At 54.6% G+C, this 19,484-nt stretch carries 15 protein-coding genes; 11 read left to right on the top strand and 4 right to left on the bottom strand.

Annotated features, from left to right (window positions below):
• Nucleotides 1-50 precede the first annotated feature (50 nt).
• On the bottom strand, nucleotides 51-3,191 hold the full coding sequence (gene sbcC / locus J4685_RS14795) for an exonuclease subunit SbcC (protein ID WP_011233116.1): 3,141 nt from the start codon (nucleotides 3,189-3,191) through the stop codon (nucleotides 51-53).
• Complete coding sequence (sbcD, locus tag J4685_RS14790; protein WP_001221273.1) at nucleotides 3,188-4,390, bottom strand: exonuclease subunit SbcD; 1,203 nt, start codon at nucleotides 4,388-4,390, stop codon at nucleotides 3,188-3,190. The genes sbcC and sbcD overlap by 4 nt, the downstream gene beginning before the upstream one ends.
• 213 nt (nucleotides 4,391-4,603) lie before the next feature.
• Here sbcD and phoB point away from each other — a divergent pair, with 213 nt between their 5' ends.
• The 5 genes from phoB to malZ all read left to right on the top strand — a co-directional run bounded on the left by phoB (nucleotide 4,604) and on the right by malZ (nucleotide 11,810).
• Nucleotides 4,604-5,293 (top strand): phosphate response regulator transcription factor PhoB, encoded by a 690-nt coding sequence (gene phoB, locus J4685_RS14785; RefSeq protein WP_000113921.1) that lies wholly within the window; start codon nucleotides 4,604-4,606, stop codon nucleotides 5,291-5,293.
• Between the two features lie 69 nt (nucleotides 5,294-5,362).
• The gene (gene phoR / locus J4685_RS14780; protein ID WP_000893637.1) at nucleotides 5,363-6,658 is read left to right on the top strand and encodes a phosphate regulon sensor histidine kinase PhoR; all 1,296 of its coding nucleotides are present in this window, start codon (nucleotides 5,363-5,365) and stop codon (nucleotides 6,656-6,658) included.
• Between the two features lie 408 nt (nucleotides 6,659-7,066).
• Nucleotides 7,067-8,386 carry a branched-chain amino acid transporter carrier protein BrnQ gene (gene brnQ, locus J4685_RS14775; RefSeq protein WP_000149625.1) on the top strand — a complete coding sequence of 440 codons (1,320 nt, stop codon included), beginning with the start codon at nucleotides 7,067-7,069 and terminating at the stop codon, nucleotides 8,384-8,386.
• 74 nt (nucleotides 8,387-8,460) lie between these two features.
• Nucleotides 8,461-9,831, top strand: coding sequence for a proline-specific permease ProY (gene proY / locus J4685_RS14770; RefSeq protein WP_000445556.1), 1,371 nt, complete (start codon nucleotides 8,461-8,463; stop codon nucleotides 9,829-9,831).
• Nucleotides 9,832-9,992: 161 nt separating this feature from the next.
• Nucleotides 9,993-11,810 carry a maltodextrin glucosidase gene (gene malZ / locus J4685_RS14765; RefSeq protein ID WP_000930701.1) on the top strand — a complete coding sequence of 606 codons (1,818 nt, stop codon included), beginning with the start codon at nucleotides 9,993-9,995 and terminating at the stop codon, nucleotides 11,808-11,810.
• Between the two features lie 71 nt (nucleotides 11,811-11,881).
• Here the strand turns inward: malZ and J4685_RS14760 are convergent, their stop codons facing one another.
• Nucleotides 11,882-12,484, bottom strand: coding sequence for a peroxiredoxin (locus tag J4685_RS14760; protein WP_000244731.1), 603 nt, complete (start codon nucleotides 12,482-12,484; stop codon nucleotides 11,882-11,884).
• A 209-nt stretch (nucleotides 12,485-12,693) separates the two neighbouring features.
• Nucleotides 12,694-13,275, bottom strand: a complete 582-nt coding sequence (acpH, locus tag J4685_RS14755) for an ACP phosphodiesterase (protein WP_001009851.1) — start codon at nucleotides 13,273-13,275, stop codon at nucleotides 12,694-12,696.
• 93 nt (nucleotides 13,276-13,368) lie between these two features.
• On the opposite strand from acpH, the gene queA reads away from it, so the two are divergent.
• The 6 genes from queA to J4685_RS14725 all read left to right on the top strand — a co-directional run bounded on the left by queA (nucleotide 13,369) and on the right by J4685_RS14725 (nucleotide 19,479).
• Nucleotides 13,369-14,433, top strand: coding sequence for a tRNA preQ1(34) S-adenosylmethionine ribosyltransferase-isomerase QueA (queA, locus tag J4685_RS14750; protein WP_001266531.1), 1,065 nt, complete (start codon nucleotides 13,369-13,371; stop codon nucleotides 14,431-14,433).
• 196 nt (nucleotides 14,434-14,629) lie between these two features.
• Nucleotides 14,630-15,757 carry a tRNA guanosine(34) transglycosylase Tgt gene (tgt, locus tag J4685_RS14745; RefSeq protein ID WP_000667307.1) on the top strand — a complete coding sequence of 376 codons (1,128 nt, stop codon included), beginning with the start codon at nucleotides 14,630-14,632 and terminating at the stop codon, nucleotides 15,755-15,757.
• 22 nt (nucleotides 15,758-15,779) lie between these two features.
• Nucleotides 15,780-16,112 (top strand): preprotein translocase subunit YajC, encoded by a 333-nt coding sequence (gene yajC, locus J4685_RS14740; RefSeq protein ID WP_000007635.1) that lies wholly within the window; start codon nucleotides 15,780-15,782, stop codon nucleotides 16,110-16,112.
• 27 nt (nucleotides 16,113-16,139) lie between these two features.
• Nucleotides 16,140-17,987, top strand: a complete 1,848-nt coding sequence (gene secD / locus J4685_RS14735) for a protein translocase subunit SecD (RefSeq protein ID WP_000934811.1) — start codon at nucleotides 16,140-16,142, stop codon at nucleotides 17,985-17,987.
• 10 nt (nucleotides 17,988-17,997) lie between these two features.
• Nucleotides 17,998-18,969 (top strand): protein translocase subunit SecF, encoded by a 972-nt coding sequence (secF, locus tag J4685_RS14730; protein WP_000046629.1) that lies wholly within the window; start codon nucleotides 17,998-18,000, stop codon nucleotides 18,967-18,969.
• A gap of 144 nt (nucleotides 18,970-19,113) precedes the next feature.
• Nucleotides 19,114-19,479, top strand: coding sequence for a VOC family protein (locus J4685_RS14725; protein ID WP_000793036.1), 366 nt, complete (start codon nucleotides 19,114-19,116; stop codon nucleotides 19,477-19,479).
• The last annotated feature ends 5 nt before the right edge of the window (nucleotides 19,480-19,484 follow it).

Below are 19,484 nucleotides of genomic sequence, written 5' to 3'. Positions count from 1 at the left end.
ATTATTATGCTATGTCATGACGGTATGCTGTGTGCAGGATGACATTCGCGTTACTCCACGGCAAACGCTTTGTCCAGTTTGCTATAACCAAGCCCATTGATTTTTTTCACTTTTATCTGCACAGGGATACGTTCTTTCATGGCTTCCACGTGGCTAATCACACCGATGGTCTTCCCGCTGGCATTCAGCGCGTCGAGCGCATCCAGCGCGGCGTCCAGCGTTTCGCTATCAAGCGTGCCGAAGCCTTCGTCGAGGAACAAAGAATCAATGCGCGTTTTATGGCTGACCAAATCTGATAACGCCAGCGCCAGCGCCAGGCTGACTAGGAAGCTTTCGCCGCCTGATAACGTTCGCGTATCGCGCACGGCGTCGGCCTGCCAGGTATCGACAACCTCCAGTTCCAGCGCGTCGCTGGCTTTGCGCTGCAATAAATAGCGGCCATGCAGGCGGGTGAGCTGATGATTCGCCAGCCAGACCAGATTATCCAGCGTCAGTCCCTGGGCGAATTTGCGGAACTTATCACCTTCTTTAGAGCCGATCAGCGCATTGAGATAGCCCCAGTCTTCCACTTGCTGAGAGGCGTGTTTCATTTCCGCCATCAGCGCCCGTTGGCGCTGCCGATTATCTGCATCCTGTTTAATTTGCTGGCGGATTTCCCCCTGGCGTGTCGTGTTTTCACGCAGTTGTTGCGCCAACTGCGCCAGCCGCTGCGCGAGCTGCTCCGCCGTACACGTTGGGTCCAGACCGGCGGGCGGCTGTTGCTGATGGTCAGCCAGCGCCTGCGTGGACTGCGCGCTTAACGCCTTCGCTTGTTGTAGCTGACTTTCCAGCGTTTGTTGTTGTTTTTCCAGACGGGTCACGGTCTCTTCATCCAGCAACGCCGCCAGGAACGTTGCCTGGCTGTCAAACGGGCTATTTTTTAACGCCGCATCAAAGTGCGCTATCGCCTCGGCGGCGCGCTGTTGCTCCTGCGTCGTTTGTTCCTGCAGGGTTTGCAACTGGCTTTGTAATGACACGCACTCATCATGCGCCTGCCGCCAGTTATCCAGCGGCACGTCGTCGTCGGAATCCGCGGTATCCGTTTGCGGTAGCGTCTCCAGCAACGGGGCAAGCCTGTCGATCTGCGTTTGCAAATCCGCGAACTCGGTCTGACGCTGTTGCCATATTTTCGCTTCGTCGGCGCGCTCATTCAGCCACGAAGCCTCGTCTTCTGGCGCTGGAAGGGAAAGCGTATACTGCGCCAAATCAGCCGTCAGCGACGCCTGACGCTGCGCAATCTGCGCGGTAAAGCGCGCTACCTGTTCAGTATGCGCCGCGATTTGCGTTTGTAGAGCATGACGCTGGCTGAGCTGATCCAACTGTTGCTCATGCTCTTCCGCGGCGGTCAGCCAGCCCGCGAGGTCTTCTTGCGGCTGGAGCTGAACGCCCAGCGTAGCGCACAGCGTTTGCCATTCCTCAGTAAGCGCTTGCTCCTCCTGCAACAACGACTGCGCCTCGCTTTCATCCCGCTGTAATTGTTGCGTTAAGGCATCTAACTGTCCTCGCAGCGCCGCGCCTTCTTCCGCCAGCGTTTTGACCTCTTTTTCCAGCGCGTCGCGGCGGGTTTGATTCGCGCTCAGTTCCAGCGCCTGATAGGCGGCGATGGCGGGGTGCGTCGTCGAGCCACAAAGCGGACACGGCTGGCCGGACTGTAAGTGCGCCCGCTGGCTTTCCAGATCTTTGATGCGCGCCTCCTGCTCGCAAATAGTGCGAACGTCCGCAAGCTCCTGCGCTTTAGTCTTATAACTCAGGCGTTTATCCGCCAGACGTTGGGTGTATTGCGTCTGCTCCTGATGATGACGCGCGATAGCTGCCTGTAGCTGCGCCTGACGCTTTTGTTTCGGGAGAATTTGCCCCTGAAGCGCGGCGAGACGATGGCGTAGCGGACGCTGTCGGGTATGCAATGCCCTGGCTTCCGCCAGCGCCTGTGGCGTGAGGTCGAGCGTGAGCGGCGGTAGCGCATCACGCTGACGCGTATCGCTCAGCAACTGCTGTTGCCATTGGCTCAGTTGCGCCCGGTCGTGGGATTGTTGTGTTAATAATGCTCGCCATCCCGCCAGTTCGCTGCGCCAGACGCGGATGCCGTCGTGTTCCGCCAGCCATGTCTTCAACCGCTGCCCTGTGGCGTTCAGTTGTGTGAATTGTCGATGCGCGCAGGCGCGGATACGCTGGCGCAGGCGATACGCGCTTTGTAAGCGAGCATTCACTTCATCACTGTGCTGGCGAACGCGCTCAACGGCGCGGGTTTGTTCCTGAATGCGCTCCCAGTGCGGGCGCAACTGGCGAGCAGGTTGCGCCAGTGTCAACGCCGCGAGCTGCGGCTGCGCTTTTTCTCGCGCCTCTTGCGCCGCGTACAGCGCCTGCTGCCGGGCGTGTAATTCAGTGTGGAGCTCGTTTTTTCGGGTCAGCCAGTGAAGGTGCTGCTGCTGTCCCTGCTGGTCGGCCAGCAGGCGTTTCTCTTCGTCAGTAAGCGCCTGCAAACTGGCTTCCAGTTGCTGTAACTGTTCGTCCGCCAATAGGGCGACGCCGCTGGCCTGCGCTTGTAACTTTTCCAGTTCGAGACGGGCTGATTTATGTTTTTCAAATACCTGTGCGGAGATCTGCCCGTAAATCTCAGTGCCGGTGAGCTCCTCCAGAAGCTCTGCGCGCTCTTTCGCTTTGGCGTTAAGAAAGGCGGCGAACTGCCCCTGTGATAACAACATCGAACGGGTGAAGCGCCCGTAGTCCAGCCCGGTCAACGTGGCGATCATCTCCAGTTTATCCTTTACCTTATCGGCAAAGATCTTTCCGTCTGAACACCGCGCCAGCTCCACGCGTGGGGCCTGGAGATTGCCGTCAGGCTGATTTCGGGCTCGGTTCTGGCTCCAGAACGCGCGCCAGGCTTCGCCTTTTACCTCAAACTCCACTTCGGCCAGACATTCCGCCGTATCGCGCGTCATCAAATCGTTTTGCGATTGCGATACCGTATTCAGGCGCGGCGTTTCGTGGTACAGCGCCAGGCAGATGGCGTCAAGCAAGGTGGTTTTTCCCGCGCCGGTCGGGCCGGTAATGGCGAATAACCCGTTACTGGCAAACGGTTCGGCGGTAAAGTCGACCTTCCATTCTCCTTTCAGCGAGTTCAGGTTTTTCAGACGCAAACTGAGAATTTTCATGCCTCATGCTCCTCATTCAACGCGTAGAGCGTGCTGGAAAAGAGCTGATTCAGGCGCTCGCGCTGCGGGGTATCTAACGCTTCCAGCGCCAGACGCCGCGCAAAAACCTCTTCCACGCTAAGCTCGCTTAATGTTTCCCGCCGCTCGTTCGCCAGCGAGCGCTCACGCTGTTCGCGGCTACGGCGCACCAGTAATACCTCTACGGGGAGTGACTCCGTTAATGTCTGTATTCTGCGTTGGATATCATGCAGATAATCATCGGTGGTGATTTCAATATCCAGCCAGACGGGGGGCGATTGCTCAACGCCGCGCCACTGCTCAAGCTGTTCGGTAATTGACGCCAGGTCGCCTTTTAAAACCGCCAACGGTTGAGTTACGGGGACAGCCAGACTTTCGGTGCTTTGCCATTTCCCCTGGTCGAAGGTCACCAGATGCACGCATTTGCTTTTGCCGCACTCATCAAAGCTGAGGGCGATGGGCGAGCCGCAATAGCGGATATGCTCTGTGCCGCCGACACATTGCGCGCGGTGAATGTGTCCCAATGCGATATAATCCGCTGGAGGGAAATGCTGCGCCGGAAAGGCATCCAGCGTACCGATATAAATGTCGCGAACCGCATCGCTTTTGCTGGCGCCGACGGTGGTTAAATGCCCCGTCGCGATAACCGGCAGCTTTCGTTCGCCGCGTAGCTGGCATGCTTCCTGATACTGCTGTTGATAATAATCGGCAATTGCATGAAGAAGTTGCTGCTGTTTCTCGCTGCCGGATAACCCCGCCTGACTGGTAATAATGTCGCGCGGGCGCAAAAAGGGAATGGGGCACAGTACGGCGCCCGGAGACCCGTCGCGACGATGAAGTAGCCGCGGCGCATAGCCCGCGCTGGCGATCACGGTTGTATTGAGAAACGCCAGAATGTCGCGCGACTCGTTTATCGTGGCGACGGAATCATGATTACCGGCCAGCACCACCAGATGACAGCCCGTTTGCTGTAAATTAACGACGAAACGGTTATAAAGTTCTCGGGCATAGCTTGGCGGCGAACCGGTATCAAAAATATCGCCAGCGACAATAATGGCATCCACCTGATGGGCCTGCGCGGTCTCCAGCAGCCAGTCCAGAAAAGCCTGATGCTCCAAGGCGCGGCTTTTACTGTAGAAGTTTTGTCCCAGATGCCAGTCAGAGGTGTGGAGGATGCGCATAATTGTTCCATGCAAAAAAAGCGTGAACGGGATTATACACGTCATCCCCTCCATTTTTGGGTGCAATTTACCGCCGGTACACGGTAATGCACGGTTTCACCGGTGTCATAAATCATCAACATGCTGTCAATGCCGCCTTTTTTTTCATAAATCTGTCATAAATCTGACGCATAATGGCGCGGCATTGATAACTAACGACTAACAGGGCAAATTATGGCGAGACGTATTCTGGTCGTAGAAGATGAGGCGCCGATCCGTGAAATGGTGTGCTTCGTGCTCGAACAAAATGGCTTTCAGCCCGTAGAAGCCGAAGATTATGACAGTGCGGTGAATAAACTTAATGAACCCTGGCCGGATCTCATCCTTCTTGACTGGATGTTGCCCGGTGGGTCAGGGTTACAGTTTATTAAACATCTCAAACGTGAGGCCATGACCCGGGATATTCCTGTGGTTATGCTGACCGCGAGAGGTGAGGAAGAAGATCGTGTGCGCGGGCTGGAAACCGGCGCTGACGATTACATTACCAAGCCGTTTTCCCCCAAGGAGTTGGTGGCGCGCATTAAAGCCGTTATGCGGCGTATCTCGCCGATGGCGGTCGAAGAGGTGATCGAGATGCAGGGACTGAGCCTTGATCCTGGCTCTCACCGCGTGATGACCGGCGACAGCCCGCTGGATATGGGGCCGACCGAATTTAAATTACTCCATTTCTTTATGACGCACCCGGAACGGGTTTACAGCCGCGAACAGCTGCTCAATCATGTCTGGGGCACCAATGTGTACGTTGAAGACCGGACGGTCGACGTGCATATTCGCCGTTTGCGTAAGGCGCTGGAGCACAGCGGCCACGACCGGATGGTGCAAACGGTACGCGGGACAGGGTATCGTTTTTCGACCCGCTTTTAATGCCTTTTCCGCCAGTTGATCACAGGTTTCTGGCGGAGAAGGCTTTCCATTCTTGAGGGAGTATGACGCGTGCTGGAACGGCTGTCATGGAAAAGGCTGGTGCTGGAGCTGGTGCTCTGTTGCATCCCCGCGCTTATCCTTAGCGCTTTTTTTGGTTATCTGCCGTGGTTTTTACTGGCGGCGGTGACGGGACTGCTTGTCTGGCATTTCTGGAATTTGTTACGCCTCTCCTGGTGGCTTTGGGTCGACAGAAGTATGACGCCGCCGCCGGGGCGGGGAAGTTGGGAACCGCTGTTATACGGTTTACACCAGATGCAGTTGCGAAATAAGAAGCGTCGCCGCGAGCTGGGGAACCTGATTAAACGTTTTCGCAGCGGCGCGGAGTCGCTGCCTGATGCCGTGGTACTGACCACAGAAGAGGGCGGCATTTTTTGGTGTAACGGTTTGGCGCAACAGATACTGGGGCTACGCTGGCCGGATGACAACGGGCAGAATATTCTCAATCTACTGCGTTATCCGGAGTTTACCCAGTATTTAAAAACGCGTGATTTCACCCGTCCGCTTCATTTGGTGCTCAATACCGGGCGGCACCTGGAGATCCGCGTCATGCCTTATACCGATAAACAACTCCTGATGGTGGCGCGCGATGTGACGCAAATGCATCAGCTTGAAGGCGCCAGACGTAACTTTTTCGCCAACGTTAGCCATGAGTTGCGTACGCCCTTGACGGTATTGCAAGGCTATCTGGAAATGATGCAGGAACAGGCGCTGGAAGGGGCGATGCGAGAGAAAGCGCTGCATACGATGCGCGAGCAAACGTATCGTATGGAAGGGCTGGTAAAACAACTGCTTACGCTGTCTAAAATTGAGGCGGCTCCGGCGCTGTTATTAAATGAAAAAGTGGATGTACCGATGATGCTGCGGGTCGTGGAGCGTGAAGCGCAGACGCTCAGCCAGCAGAAACATACCTTTACGTTTGAGGTCGACGATAGTCTTAGCGTTCTGGGTAATGAAGAGCAGCTACGTAGCGCGATCTCAAACCTGGTGTATAACGCGGTAAACCATACGCCGGCGGGAACGCATATTACGGTGAGCTGGCGACGTGTCGCGCATGGCGCTGAGTTTTGCATTCAAGATAACGGTCCGGGGATTGCTGCCGAGCATATTCCTCGTCTGACCGAACGCTTCTACCGCGTCGATAAAGCGCGTTCGCGGCAAACGGGCGGCAGCGGCCTGGGATTGGCGATTGTGAAACATGCGTTGAATCACCATGAAAGCCGCCTTGAAATCGACAGTTCGCCTGGCAAAGGAACGCGATTTAGCTTTGTGCTGCCGGAACGTTTAATTGCCAAAAATAGCGATTAATTGCCTTTCGTAAGTATAACTTTCCATAAGCCAGCGGATGCTGGCTTATTTTCTTTGCAGTTAAGACGGGCTCGTTGAAACATTCAACGTTTGGTGATTTTTTGTTCGCATGATTAGCCATAACTTTTTCATGAGAATGGTGTTTTATTCTGGTTGTAAATTTCATATCGCTATATTCATCTGGTTTTTAGATCCCACCTTGCTTTAAAACGTTATAAGCGTTTAAATTGCGCTTCAGGTGCTGTCATTACGACTGCATTTGCGCGGTAAATCGAAAAACAATTCTTCGCCGCATCGGTCCGGGAGCTTTTCCCGCTGAAATTGATAAAAAGCGCCGCTTTATAATCCTCCGGGAAAGGCAAAAATTTTAATGTTTACAACATCACCATCCACAGGCAGTAAGACTTTATGACCCATCAGTTAAAATCACGCGATATCATCGCCCTGGGCTTTATGACATTTGCGCTGTTCGTTGGCGCAGGCAATATTATCTTTCCTCCTATGGTCGGTTTGCAGGCGGGTGAACACGTCTGGACAGCCGCTATTGGCTTTCTGATTACCGCCGTAGGGCTACCGGTTCTTACTGTTGTGGCGCTGGCGAAAGTCGGCGGCGGCGTAGACAGCCTCAGTACGCCGATTGGTAAAGTGGCGGGACTCCTGCTGGCGACCGTTTGCTATCTGGCCGTCGGGCCGTTATTTGCGACGCCGCGTACCGCGACTGTGTCGTTTGAGGTCGGTATCGCTCCGTTGACCGGCGATTCTGCAATGCCGTTGCTGATTTACAGCGTGGTCTATTTCGCTATCGTTATTCTGGTTTCCCTCTATCCGGGTAAGCTGCTGGATACGGTAGGGAATTTCCTGGCGCCGTTGAAAATTATTGCGCTGGTCATCCTGTCCGTCGCGGCTATCGTTTGGCCTGCCGGTCCAATCAGCAACGCCCTGGACGCTTATCAGAATGCGGCCTTTTCTAACGGATTTGTGAACGGCTATCTGACGATGGATACGCTGGGCGCGATGGTGTTTGGTATCGTTATTGTGAACGCGGCGCGTTCTCGCGGCGTGACCGAAGCGCGCCTGTTGACGCGTTACACGGTCTGGGCCGGCCTGATGGCGGGCGTGGGGCTGACGCTGCTTTACCTTGCCTTGTTCCGCTTAGGTTCTGACAGCGCGACGCTGGTCGATCAGTCAGCGAACGGCGCGGCGATTCTTCATGCCTACGTTCAGCATACCTTTGGCGGCGCGGGAAGCTTCCTGCTGGCGGCGCTGATCTTTATCGCGTGTCTGGTGACGGCGGTGGGGCTGACCTGCGCCTGCGCTGAGTTTTTCGCGCAGTATATTCCGCTGTCTTACCGCACGCTGGTCTTTATTCTCGGCGGCTTCTCTATGGTGGTGTCAAATCTCGGACTAAGCCATCTGATTCAAATCTCCATTCCGGTGCTGACGGCTATCTATCCGCCGTGTATCGCACTGGTTGTATTAAGTTTTACCCGCTCATGGTGGCATAATTCCACCCGTATCATCGCGCCGGCCATGTTTATCAGTCTGCTTTTTGGTATCCTTGACGGCATCAAAGCATCTGCCTTTGGCGATATGCTGCCAGCCTGGAGTCAGCGTTTGCCGCTGGCGGAACAGGGACTAGCGTGGTTGATGCCAACGGTGGTGATGGTGATCCTGGCGATTATCTGGGATCGCGCGGCGGGTCGGCAGGTGACCTCCAGCGCTCACTAAAATCGCTGACATATGTGTACACCACGGGGCTTAACGCCCCGTGGTTTTTTATTGTGTTGATAGGTCAGAAATTGATGGAAAGCAATAATAAGCTAAAGCGTGGGCTGAGCACCCGGCACATTCGCTTTATGGCATTAGGTTCGGCAATCGGCACCGGCCTGTTTTACGGCTCGGCGGACGCCATCAAAATGGCGGGGCCGAGCGTGCTGTTGGCCTATATTATTGGCGGGGTCGCGGCATATATCATTATGCGCGCATTGGGGGAAATGTCCGTTCACAACCCTGCCGCTAGCTCATTTTCGCGCTATGCGCAGGAAAACCTCGGCCCGCTTGCGGGCTATATTACCGGCTGGACCTACTGTTTTGAGATCCTGATCGTCGCCATTGCCGACGTGACCGCGTTCGGCATTTATATGGGGGTCTGGTTCCCCGCCGTGCCGCACTGGATTTGGGTACTTAGCGTGGTGCTGATCATTTGCGCCATCAACCTGATGAGCGTCAAGGTGTTCGGCGAGCTGGAGTTTTGGTTCTCCTTCTTCAAAGTCGCCACCATTATTATCATGATTGTCGCGGGTATCGGCATCATTGTGTGGGGAATTGGCAACGGCGGGCAGCCGACCGGCATTCATAACCTGTGGAGCAACGGCGGCTTCTTCAGCAATGGCTGGCTGGGAATGATCATGTCGCTGCAAATGGTGATGTTCGCTTATGGCGGGATTGAGATTATCGGTATCACCGCCGGGGAAGCGAAAGACCCGGAGAAATCCATTCCGCGCGCCATTAACTCAGTACCGATGCGTATCCTGGTATTTTATGTCGGCACGCTGTTCGTCATTATGTCTATCTATCCGTGGAATCAGGTCGGCACAAACGGCAGCCCATTTGTGCTGACGTTCCAGCATATGGGGATTACCTTTGCCGCCAGCATTCTGAACTTTGTGGTATTGACCGCCTCGCTTTCCGCTATCAACTCCGATGTGTTTGGCGTAGGCCGTATGCTGCATGGTATGGCGGAGCAGGGGAGCGCGCCGAAAATCTTTGCCAAAACGTCACGCCGTGGTATTCCGTGGGTCACTGTGCTGGTGATGACGATTGCGCTGCTGTTTGCGGTTTACCTGAACTACATCATGCCGGAAAACGTCTTCCTGGTGATTGCTTCGCTGGCGACGTTTGCGACGGTATGGGTATGGATTATGATCCTGCTGTCACAAATCGCCTTCCGCCGTCGTTTACCGCCGGAAGAGGTAAAAGCGCTGAAATTTAAGGTGCCGGGCGGTGTCGTAACGACGATAGCGGGTCTGATTTTCCTGGTCTTCATTATTGCGCTTATCGGCTACCATCCGGATACCCGCATCTCACTGTATGTGGGCTTCGCCTGGATAGTTCTGCTGTTGATTGGCTGGATATTTAAACGCCGTCGCGACCGTCAATTGGCGCAGGCGTAGTCGTTTTTCTCTGCCTTATCCGGTCTGCAGGCAACGGTAGACCGGATAAGCGGAGCCGCTTCTCCTCCTGGAGCCTCCTCCCCTAATAAACCCCTGGATGATGAGTTATCCTTTAAATCTCTGTGGCAAGGTGGCCCCATTTTCAGTAGAGGGGATACGAGATGTTGAATGCCTGGCACTTACCGGTTGCCCCATTTGTGAAGCAACATAACGATAAATTAACCATTACGCTGTGGCTGAGCGGAGAAAATCCGCCGTCTCGCGTGACGTTGCGCTCAGAATTCGATAATGAAGAAATCTCACTGGCGATGCGCAAACAGCGCCGCCAGCCGCAGCCGGGCGTGACGGCGTGGCGAGCGACGCTCAATATCGCGTTAGGGCAACCCTGTCGCCGTTACAGCTTTAAATTGCTTTGGCACGACCGCCAGCTTTGGTTTACGCCGCAGGGATTTAACCGCTTCCCACCGGCGCGTCTGGAACAATTTGCCGTTGATGTGCCGGATAGCGGACCGCAGTGGGTCGCCGATCAAATTTTTTATCAGATCTTCCCGGATCGTTTTGCCCGCAGCGCGACGCGTGAAGCCGATCAGGACCGGGTGTATTACCATCATGCCGCAGGTCAGGAGATTGTGCTGCGCGACTGGGACGATCCTTTAACCCCCCAGGCGGGCGGTTCCACCTTTTACGGCGGCTGTCTGAATGGCATTTGTGAGAAGCTGCCGTATCTGAAAACACTGGGCGTCACAGCGCTATATCTGAATCCGGTATTTACCGCGCCGAGCGTCCATAAGTACGACACGGAAGATTATCGCCATGTCGATCCGCAATTTGGCGGCGATCGGGCGCTGCTGCGCCTGCGGCGTGAAACCCAGGCGCAGGGCATGAGGCTGATGCTGGATGGCGTGTTTAATCATAGCGGCGACTCGCATGCGTGGTTTGACAGGCATAACCGCAGCACTGGCGGCGCGTGCCATCACCCAGACTCGCCGTGGCGCGACTGGTACTCCTTTTCACCACAAGGCGTGGCGCTGGACTGGCTGGGTTATCCGAGCCTGCCGAAACTCGATTATCAATCAGAAACGCTGGTGGATGAGATCTATCGCGGTGAGGACAGTATCGTTCGTCACTGGCTAAAGGCTCCGTGGAATATGGACGGCTGGCGGCTGGATGTCGTACATATGCTGGGCGAGGCGGGCGGGGCGCGCCACAATTTGCAGCACGTCGCCGGCATTACCCGGGCGGCAAAAGAGGCGCAGCCTGAAGCCTATATTGTAGGGGAACATTTCGGCGATGCGCGGCAGTGGCTACAGGCCGATGCGGAAGATGCCGCCATGAATTATCGCGGCTTCACCTTCCCGCTATGGGGATTTCTCGCCAATACTGATATCGCTTACGAACCACAGCATATTGATGCCCGGACCTGTATCGCGTGGATGGATAACTACCGCGCCGGGCTGTCACATCAGCAACAACTGCGCATGTTTAATCAACTCGACAGCCATGATACTGCGCGCTTTAAAACCCTGCTGGGTAAAGACGCGGCGCGCCTGCCGCTGGCGGTGGTCTGGCTGTTTACCTGGCCCGGCGTGCCATGTATTTATTACGGCGATGAAGTCGGCGTGGACGGCGCAAATGACCCCATGTGCCGCAAACCGTTCCCGTGGGATGAACGCAAGCAGGACGGCAACTTGCTGGCGCTGTACCAGCGTATGGCGAAACTGCGTCAGCGCAGTCTGGCGCTGCGTCGTGGCGGATGCCAGGCGCTGTATGCCGAAGGTGACGTAGTGGTATTCGTGCGAGTTTATCAGCAGCAGCGGGCGCTGGTGGCTATTAACCGGGGCGAGGCCTGTGAAGTGGCGCTGGAAGCGTTGCCGTTGCTGAACGTGGCCGGATGGCAATGTAAAACGGGAAGCGGTGACATCCGTGAGGGAAGACTTAGTTTACCCGCGATTTCCGCGACGGTATGGATGAATCGTTGAGGCGAGGTGGTTCGTAACACCTCACGCATAAAAAAGGCTCGCGATTGCGAGCCTTTTATCAATGCACTGACTTACAGGCTGGAAATGTTCTCAGCCAGGTATTTAGCCACGCCGTCCGGAGAGGCGTTCATGCCTTCTTTGCCTTTTTCCCACTGCGCCGGGCAGACATCGCCGTGCTCTTCGTGGAACTGCAGCGCGTCGACCATACGCAGCATTTCGTCGATGTTACGACCCAGCGGCAGATCGTTTACGACCTGGTGGCGAACAATACCGTTAGCATCAATCAGGAAAGAGCCGCGCAGCGCAACGCCTTCGTCCGGATGTTCGATACCGTAAGCTTTCTGAATTTCACGCTTCACGTCGGCGACCATTGCGTATTTCACCGGGCCAATACCGCCTTTATCGACAGGGGTGTTACGCCATGCGTTGTGGACGAACTCAGAGTCGAAAGAAACGCCGACCACTTCAACGCCGCGCTTCTGGAATTCTTCATAACGTTTATCAAAGGCGATCAGCTCAGACGGGCAAACAAAAGTGAAGTCCATCGGCCAGAAGAACAGAACGGTCGTTTTACCATTGGTGTGCTGTTTGAAGTTGAATTTATCAACAATCTCACCGCTACCCAGTACCGCCGCAGCGGTGAAATCCGGGGCCTGACGAGTAACCAGTACCATAATAATTCTCCTGCAATATTAAGGGTTTTAGAACGCAACGCGGGCAGTATAGGGAGGGCGAAGCGACAAAACAATGCGGTCTTGACAATCAATGAGACAGCTTTTGCCTATCGATCGGGTCATTATAAATCGTAATGATGACCCTTTTATGACAGCGAACGATCTTTCTGCCAACGGCGGATCTGACGCACGCCCTCGCTATCAGGCCGTCACAGCGCTTTGCGGGCGGCCTGTGCCATCATACGCGGATAAAAATGCCAGAAGCGCTCTTCTAACGCGTCGTAGTGCGCGTCCAGATCGTACCAGGAATCACGCAAGGCATCCAGCCGGGGACGGCGATTCGCCATGCCATTCAGCACGTTTTGAATGAAATCCATATCGCGATACCGCTCTAACCATTTTTCTGACCAAAGATAATCATTCAGGTTGACAAAGCGCGGCGGGAAGTCGGGCAGAATCGTCGCGACCTGCGCATGGGCGTAACCGACAAACGCCTGAAGTGGAAAATCAGGGGAGATTTGCGTCCAGTGGCGCGATAAAAAATGATCCCACATGACGTCCAGCGTAATGGGCGCCACGCGCCGCGTTTCATGGCGGAACCACTCTCGCGCCTCACGAGCTTCCGGCAGGTTGTCGGTCATGACGTCAATACGCCGATGCATATAAATACCCTCTACCACGTCAGGAGGATAATGCGTTGCCGGGTTACCGCGGACAAAATCGGCCAGAAGATTACCGGAAAGCGAGTTGTCGGCAAGGTGCGCCAGATGCAGGTGAGCAAGAAAATTCATTATTGATTCTCTGTCCAAAAAGCGGGTAACGGTTGCAGCGGGAACGCCCCGGCACTAGACTACCCGCCTCTTATTTTAGTCTGAGTCAGAGTCATGCGCGTTACCGATTTTTCCTTTGAACTACCCGAATCCCTGATTGCCCACTACCCACAGCCGGAACGCAGTCGCTGCCGTTTGCTGTCATTAGAGGGGCCGACGGGCGCGCTGACGCACGGTACTTTCACCGATCTGCTCGATAAGCTCAACCCTGGCGATTTGCTGGTTTTCAATAATACCCGCGTGATCCCGGCGCGGCTCTTTGGCCGTAAAGCCAGCGGCGGCAAGATAGAAGTGCTGGTCGAACGTATGCTCGATGATAAACGCATCCTGGCGCATATTCGCGCTTCTAAAGCGCCAAAACCGGGCACGGAACTGCTGCTGGGCGACGACGAAAGTATTCATGCGACTATGACTGCGCGTCACGGCGCTCTGTTTGAAGTTGAGTTTAATGACCCGCGTCCGGTGCTGGATATTCTCAACGCCATCGGCCATATGCCGTTGCCGCCGTACATCGACCGTCCGGACGAGGACGCCGACCGCGAACTGTACCAGACGGTCTACAGTGAAAAACCGGGCGCCGTCGCCGCGCCGACCGCCGGGCTGCACTTTGACGAGCCGCTGCTGGCGGCGCTTCGTGAGAAAGGTGTCGAAATGGCGTTTGTTACGCTACACGTCGGCGCGGGCACTTTCCAGCCGGTGCGTGTCGATACCATTGAAGATCACATCATGCACTCCGAATATGCTGAGGTGCCGCAAGAGGTGGTCGACGCGGTGCTGGCGGCGAAAGCGCGCGGCAACCGGGTGATTGCGGTCGGCACCACCTCGGTACGCTCACTGGAAAGCGCGGCGCAGGCGGCAAAAAGCGATTTGATAGAGCCGTTCTTCGGCGATACGCAAATATTTATTTATCCAGGTTATCAATACAAAGTGATTGATGCGCTGATCACCAACTTCCATCTGCCGGAATCGACGTTGATTATGCTGGTTTCCGCATTTGCCGGTTATCAACACACCATGAATGCCTATAAGACTGCGGTAGAACAAAAATATCGCTTTTTTAGCTACGGGGACGCGATGTTTATCACGTACAATCCGCGGGCTATTTCTGAGCGTCCGTAAGAAGGCTATCTCACTTGCCATTTTGACGCCGGGCAGTGCTCGCCATCCTCACGTACTGCGTGTACGCTCCGGTGGTTGTGCGCTGGTCGACCCCAAACTGGCTGCGCCGATGACGCCTTCGGGAATTTATTAGCTATGGAATCATTCCGTAGCGAATCGTTAAACGTCGGACTGTTTTTCTGACGCAGGAGTGATAATGAAATTTGAGTTAGATACCACCGATGGTCGTGCGCGTCGCGGTCGTCTGGTGTTTGATCGTGGCGTAGTGGAAACGCCTGCTTTTATGCCTGTGGGTACTTACGGTACCGTGAAAGGCATGACGCCGGAAGAAGTGGAAGCGACCGGCGCGCAGATTATTCTCGGCAACACTTTCCACCTGTGGCTGCGCCCGGGTCAGGAAATCATGAAGCTGCATGGCGATCTGCACGATTTTATGCAGTGGAAAGGGCCGATTCTCACCGATTCCGGCGGCTTCCAGGTCTTCAGCCTCGGCGATATTCGTAAGATTACCGAGCAAGGCGTGCACTTCCGTAACCCGATCAACGGCGATCCGATTTTCCTCGATCCGGAAAAGTCGATGGAGATCCAGTACGATCTCGGTTCCGATATCGTGATGATCTTTGATGAATGTACGCCGTATCCGGCAGACTGGGACTATGCTAAACGCTCGATGGAGATGTCGTTGCGTTGGGCGAAGCGTAGCCGCGACCGTTTTGATAGCCTTGGCAATAAGAATGCGCTTTTTGGCATCATTCAGGGCAGCGTTTACGAAGATTTACGCGATATCTCGGTGAAAGGTCTGGTAGAGATTGGCTTTGATGGCTACGCTGTCGGCGGTTTGGCTGTCGGTGAGCCGAAAGCAGATATGCACCGCATTCTGGAGCACGTTTGCCCGCAGCTCCCGGCTGACAAACCGCGTTACCTGATGGGCGTGGGTAAACCGGAAGATCTGGTGGAAGGGGTGCGTCGCGGTATTGATATGTTTGACTGTGTCATGCCAACGCGAAATGCCCGCAATGGTCATCTGTTTGTGACCGACGGCGTGGTGAAGATTCGTAATGCAAAGCATAAAAGCGACACCAGCCCGCTTGACGCCGAGTGCGATTGCTACACCTGTCGCAATTATTCACGCGCTTACTTGCATCATCTCGACCGTTGCAACGAAATATTAGGTGCGCGTCTCAATACCATTCATAACTTGCGTTACTACCAGCGTTTGATGGCGGGTTTACGCAAGGCTATTGAAGAGGGTAAATTAGAGAGCTTCGTAACCGAGTTTTACCAACGTCAGGGGCGACCCGTTCCACCTTTGAACGTTGATTAATTTTAATAATGAGGGAATTTGAATGAGCTTTTTTATTTCTGATGCGGTAGCGGCAACAGGTACTCCGGCGCAGGGCAGCCCGATGTCTCTGATTTTAATGCTGGTGGTGTTTGGTCTGATTTTCTATTTCATGATCCTGCGCCCGCAGCAGAAGCGCACCAAAGAGCACAAAAAGCTGATGGACTCCATTGCGAAAGGTGATGAAGTTCTGACGAATGGCGGTCTGGTCGGTCGAGTGACCAAAGTAGCGGAAGCCGGCTACATTGCCATCGCGCTGAATGACACCACGGAAGTGGTTATCAAACGTGACTTCGTAGCTGCCGTTCTGCCGAAAGGCACCATGAAGGCGCTGTAATATTTCGTTTTCCCAAAAGGAACTGCCGTGTTAAACCGTTATCCTTTGTGGAAGTACATCATGCTGGTCGTCGTGATTATCGTCGGCCTGCTTTACGCACTTCCCAACCTGTATGGTGAGGATCCGGCTGTTCAAATCACTGGCGTGCGCGGCGTCGCCGCCAGTGAGCAAACGCTGATCCAGGTCCAGAAAACGTTACAAGAAGAAAAAATTCCCGCTAAGTCTGTGGCACTGGAAGAGGGCGCTATTCTTGCGCGCTTCGACACCACCGATACCCAGCTACGCGCCCGTGAAGCGCTGATGAGCGTGCTGGGGGATAAATATGTCGTAGCGCTTAACCTTGCGCCGGCTACGCCGCGCTGGTTGGCGGCTATTCACGCCGATCCGATGAAGCTCGGTCTTGATCTGCGCGGCGGCGTTCACTTCCTGATGGAAGTGGATATGGATACCGCGTTAGGTAAACTCCAGGAACAAAATATCGATAGCCTGCGCAGCGATCTGCGTGAAAAAGGCATTCCTTATACCACCGTTCGTAAAGAAAATAATTATGGGTTGAGCATCACGTTCCGTGACAGCAAAGCGCGTGATGAGGCGATCGCCTATCTGACGCCGCGTCATCGTGACCTGGTGATTTCCAGCCAGAGCGGTAATCAACTTCGCGCGGTAATGACCGATGCGCGCCTGAGCGAAGCGCGTGAATACGCCGTTCAGCAGAACATTAATATTCTGCGTAACCGTGTTAACCAACTGGGCGTCGCGGAGCCTGTCGTACAACGCCAGGGCGCAGACCGTATTGTGGTTGAGCTGCCGGGTATCCAGGATACCGCTCGCGCGAAAGAAATTCTCGGTGCGACCGCGACGCTGGAATTCCGTCTGGTGAATACCAACGTTGACCAGGCCGCCGCTGCTGCCGGGCGCGTACCGGGCGATTCCGAAGTGAAACAGACCCGCGAAGGTCAGCCGGTGGTATTGTACAAACGCGTGATCCTCACGGGCGACCATATCACCGACTCGACGTCCAGCCAGGATGAATATAACCAACCGCAGGTTAACATCTCGCTGGATAGCGCAGGCGGCAATATCATGTCTAACTTCACTAAGGACAATATCGGCAAACCGATGGCGACCCTGTTTGTGGAGTATAAAGACAGCGGTAAGAAAGACGCTAACGGTCGCGCCGTACTGGTGAAACAGGAAGAGGTGATTAACATTGCCAACATCCAGTCCCGGCTGGGTAACAGCTTCCGTATTACCGGTATCAGCAACCCGAACGAAGCGCGTCAGCTCTCGTTGCTGCTGCGTGCGGGCGCCCTGATTGCGCCGATTCAGATCGTTGAAGAGCGCACCATTGGCCCGACTTTGGGTATGCAAAATATTAAGCAGGGCCTGGAAGCCTGTCTGGCCGGTCTGGTGGTCTCCATCCTGTTCATGATCTTCTTCTATAAGAAGTTTGGTCTGATTGCGACCAGCGCGTTAGTGGCTAACCTGGTGTTGATTGTCGGTATCATGTCGCTGTTGCCGGGGGCAACGCTCAGTATGCCGGGGATTGCGGGTATCGTGTTAACCCTTGCGGTGGCGGTCGACGCCAACGTTCTGATTAACGAACGTATCAAAGAAGAGTTGAGTAATGGCCGCACGGTACAGCAGGCGATAAACGAAGGCTATGCCGGCGCGTTCAGTTCCATCTTCGATGCGAACATCACGACGCTGATTAAAGTCATCATTCTGTATGCTGTCGGTACCGGGGCAATTAAAGGGTTCGCGATTACGACCGGTATCGGTGTGGCGACGTCGATGTTTACCGCGATTATCGGTACGCGTGCTATCGTAAACCTGCTATATGGCGGCAAGCGCGTCACTAAGCTGTCAATCTGAGGAGTGCGATGTGGCACAGGAATACACTGTTGAACAACTAAACCACGGCCGTAAAGTCTATGACTTTATGCGCTGGGACTTCTGGGCATTCGGCATCTCCGGGCTGTTGCTGATCGCGGCCATTGTCATTATGGGCGTACGCGGGTTTAACTGGGGGCTGGATTTCACCGGTGGCACGGTAATTGAAATCACGCTGGAAAAACCGGCTGAAATGGACGTGATGCGCGAAGCGCTGCAAAAAGCGGGCTATGAAGAGCCGCAGTTGCAGAACTTTGGCAGCAGTCACGACATTATGGTGCGTATGCCGCCAACCGAAGGTGAAACCGGCGGTCAGGTACTGGGTAGCAAAGTGGTGACGATCATTAATGAAGCCACCAACCAGAACGCGGCCGTGAAGCGTATTGAATTCGTGGGGCCAAGCGTGGGCGCCGATCTGGCGCAAACCGGCGCTATGGCGCTGCTGGTGGCGTTGATCTCTATCCTCGTTTATGTCGGTTTCCGCTTTGAGTGGCGACTGGCGGCAGGGGTGGTCATCGCTCTGGCGCACGACGTGATCATTACGCTGGGGATACTGTCGCTTTTCCATATCGAGATTGACCTGACCATTGTGGCATCGTTGATGTCGGTGATCGGTTACTCGCTGAACGACAGCATCGTGGTCTCCGACCGTATTCGTGAAAACTTCCGCAAAATCCGTCGCGGGACGCCTTACGAAATCTTTAACGTGTCGCTGACCCAGACGCTACACCGTACGTTGATTACCTCCGGTACGACGTTAGTGGTAATTCTGATGCTGTACCTCTTCGGCGGTCCGGTACTGGAAGGCTTCTCGCTGACGATGCTGATCGGTGTCTCTATTGGTACGGCATCTTCTATCTATGTCGCATCGGCGCTGGCGCTGAAACTCGGTATGAAGCGCGAGCATATGCTGCAGCAGAAAGTCGAAAAAGAAGGGGCGGATCAGCCGTCCATTCTGCCGTAAACGCGTATTTAAGTGTTATCTGAATCCCGGTCATGCGATCGGGATTTTTTTTATGTACCATGACGATAAACATTACTGACGGTATGCTGTCAGGAGCCCTGTCATACACTCCTCATGAATTAACCCACACACGCAGGAGGATGTATGAAAAACTTGATTAACTGGTTTGAAATTCCAGTTACTGATATGGCGCGTGCAATCGCCTTTTATGAGCAAGTGATGCAGATATCGTTACGTCGGGAAACCATGGATGGGGCGGACCTGGCCGTATTCCCGTATGCTGAACCCGGACCCGGCGGAGCGCTGATAAAGCAGGATGATGTCGCTCCAGTTGCGCAGGGAGTCGTTATTTATCTGCATACCGCCGATTTGTTAGCCTCGATTGAACGTGTCGTCCTTGCCGGTGGCAAGTGTGTTCTGGAACCCATGGTTCCCGGAGATGACATTGGAACTATCGCGTTGTTTATTGACAGCGAAAGTAACCGAATAGGTTTACATCAACCTGCGTGATATTT

It is taken from the genome of Salmonella sp. 32100201201700099SM, assembly GCF_017572645.1.
GTDB classification, from domain to species: domain Bacteria; phylum Pseudomonadota; class Gammaproteobacteria; order Enterobacterales; family Enterobacteriaceae; genus Salmonella; species Salmonella enterica.
Note: the sequence above shows the minus strand (reverse complement) of the source record. Positions and strands in the feature narration are given on the sequence as shown.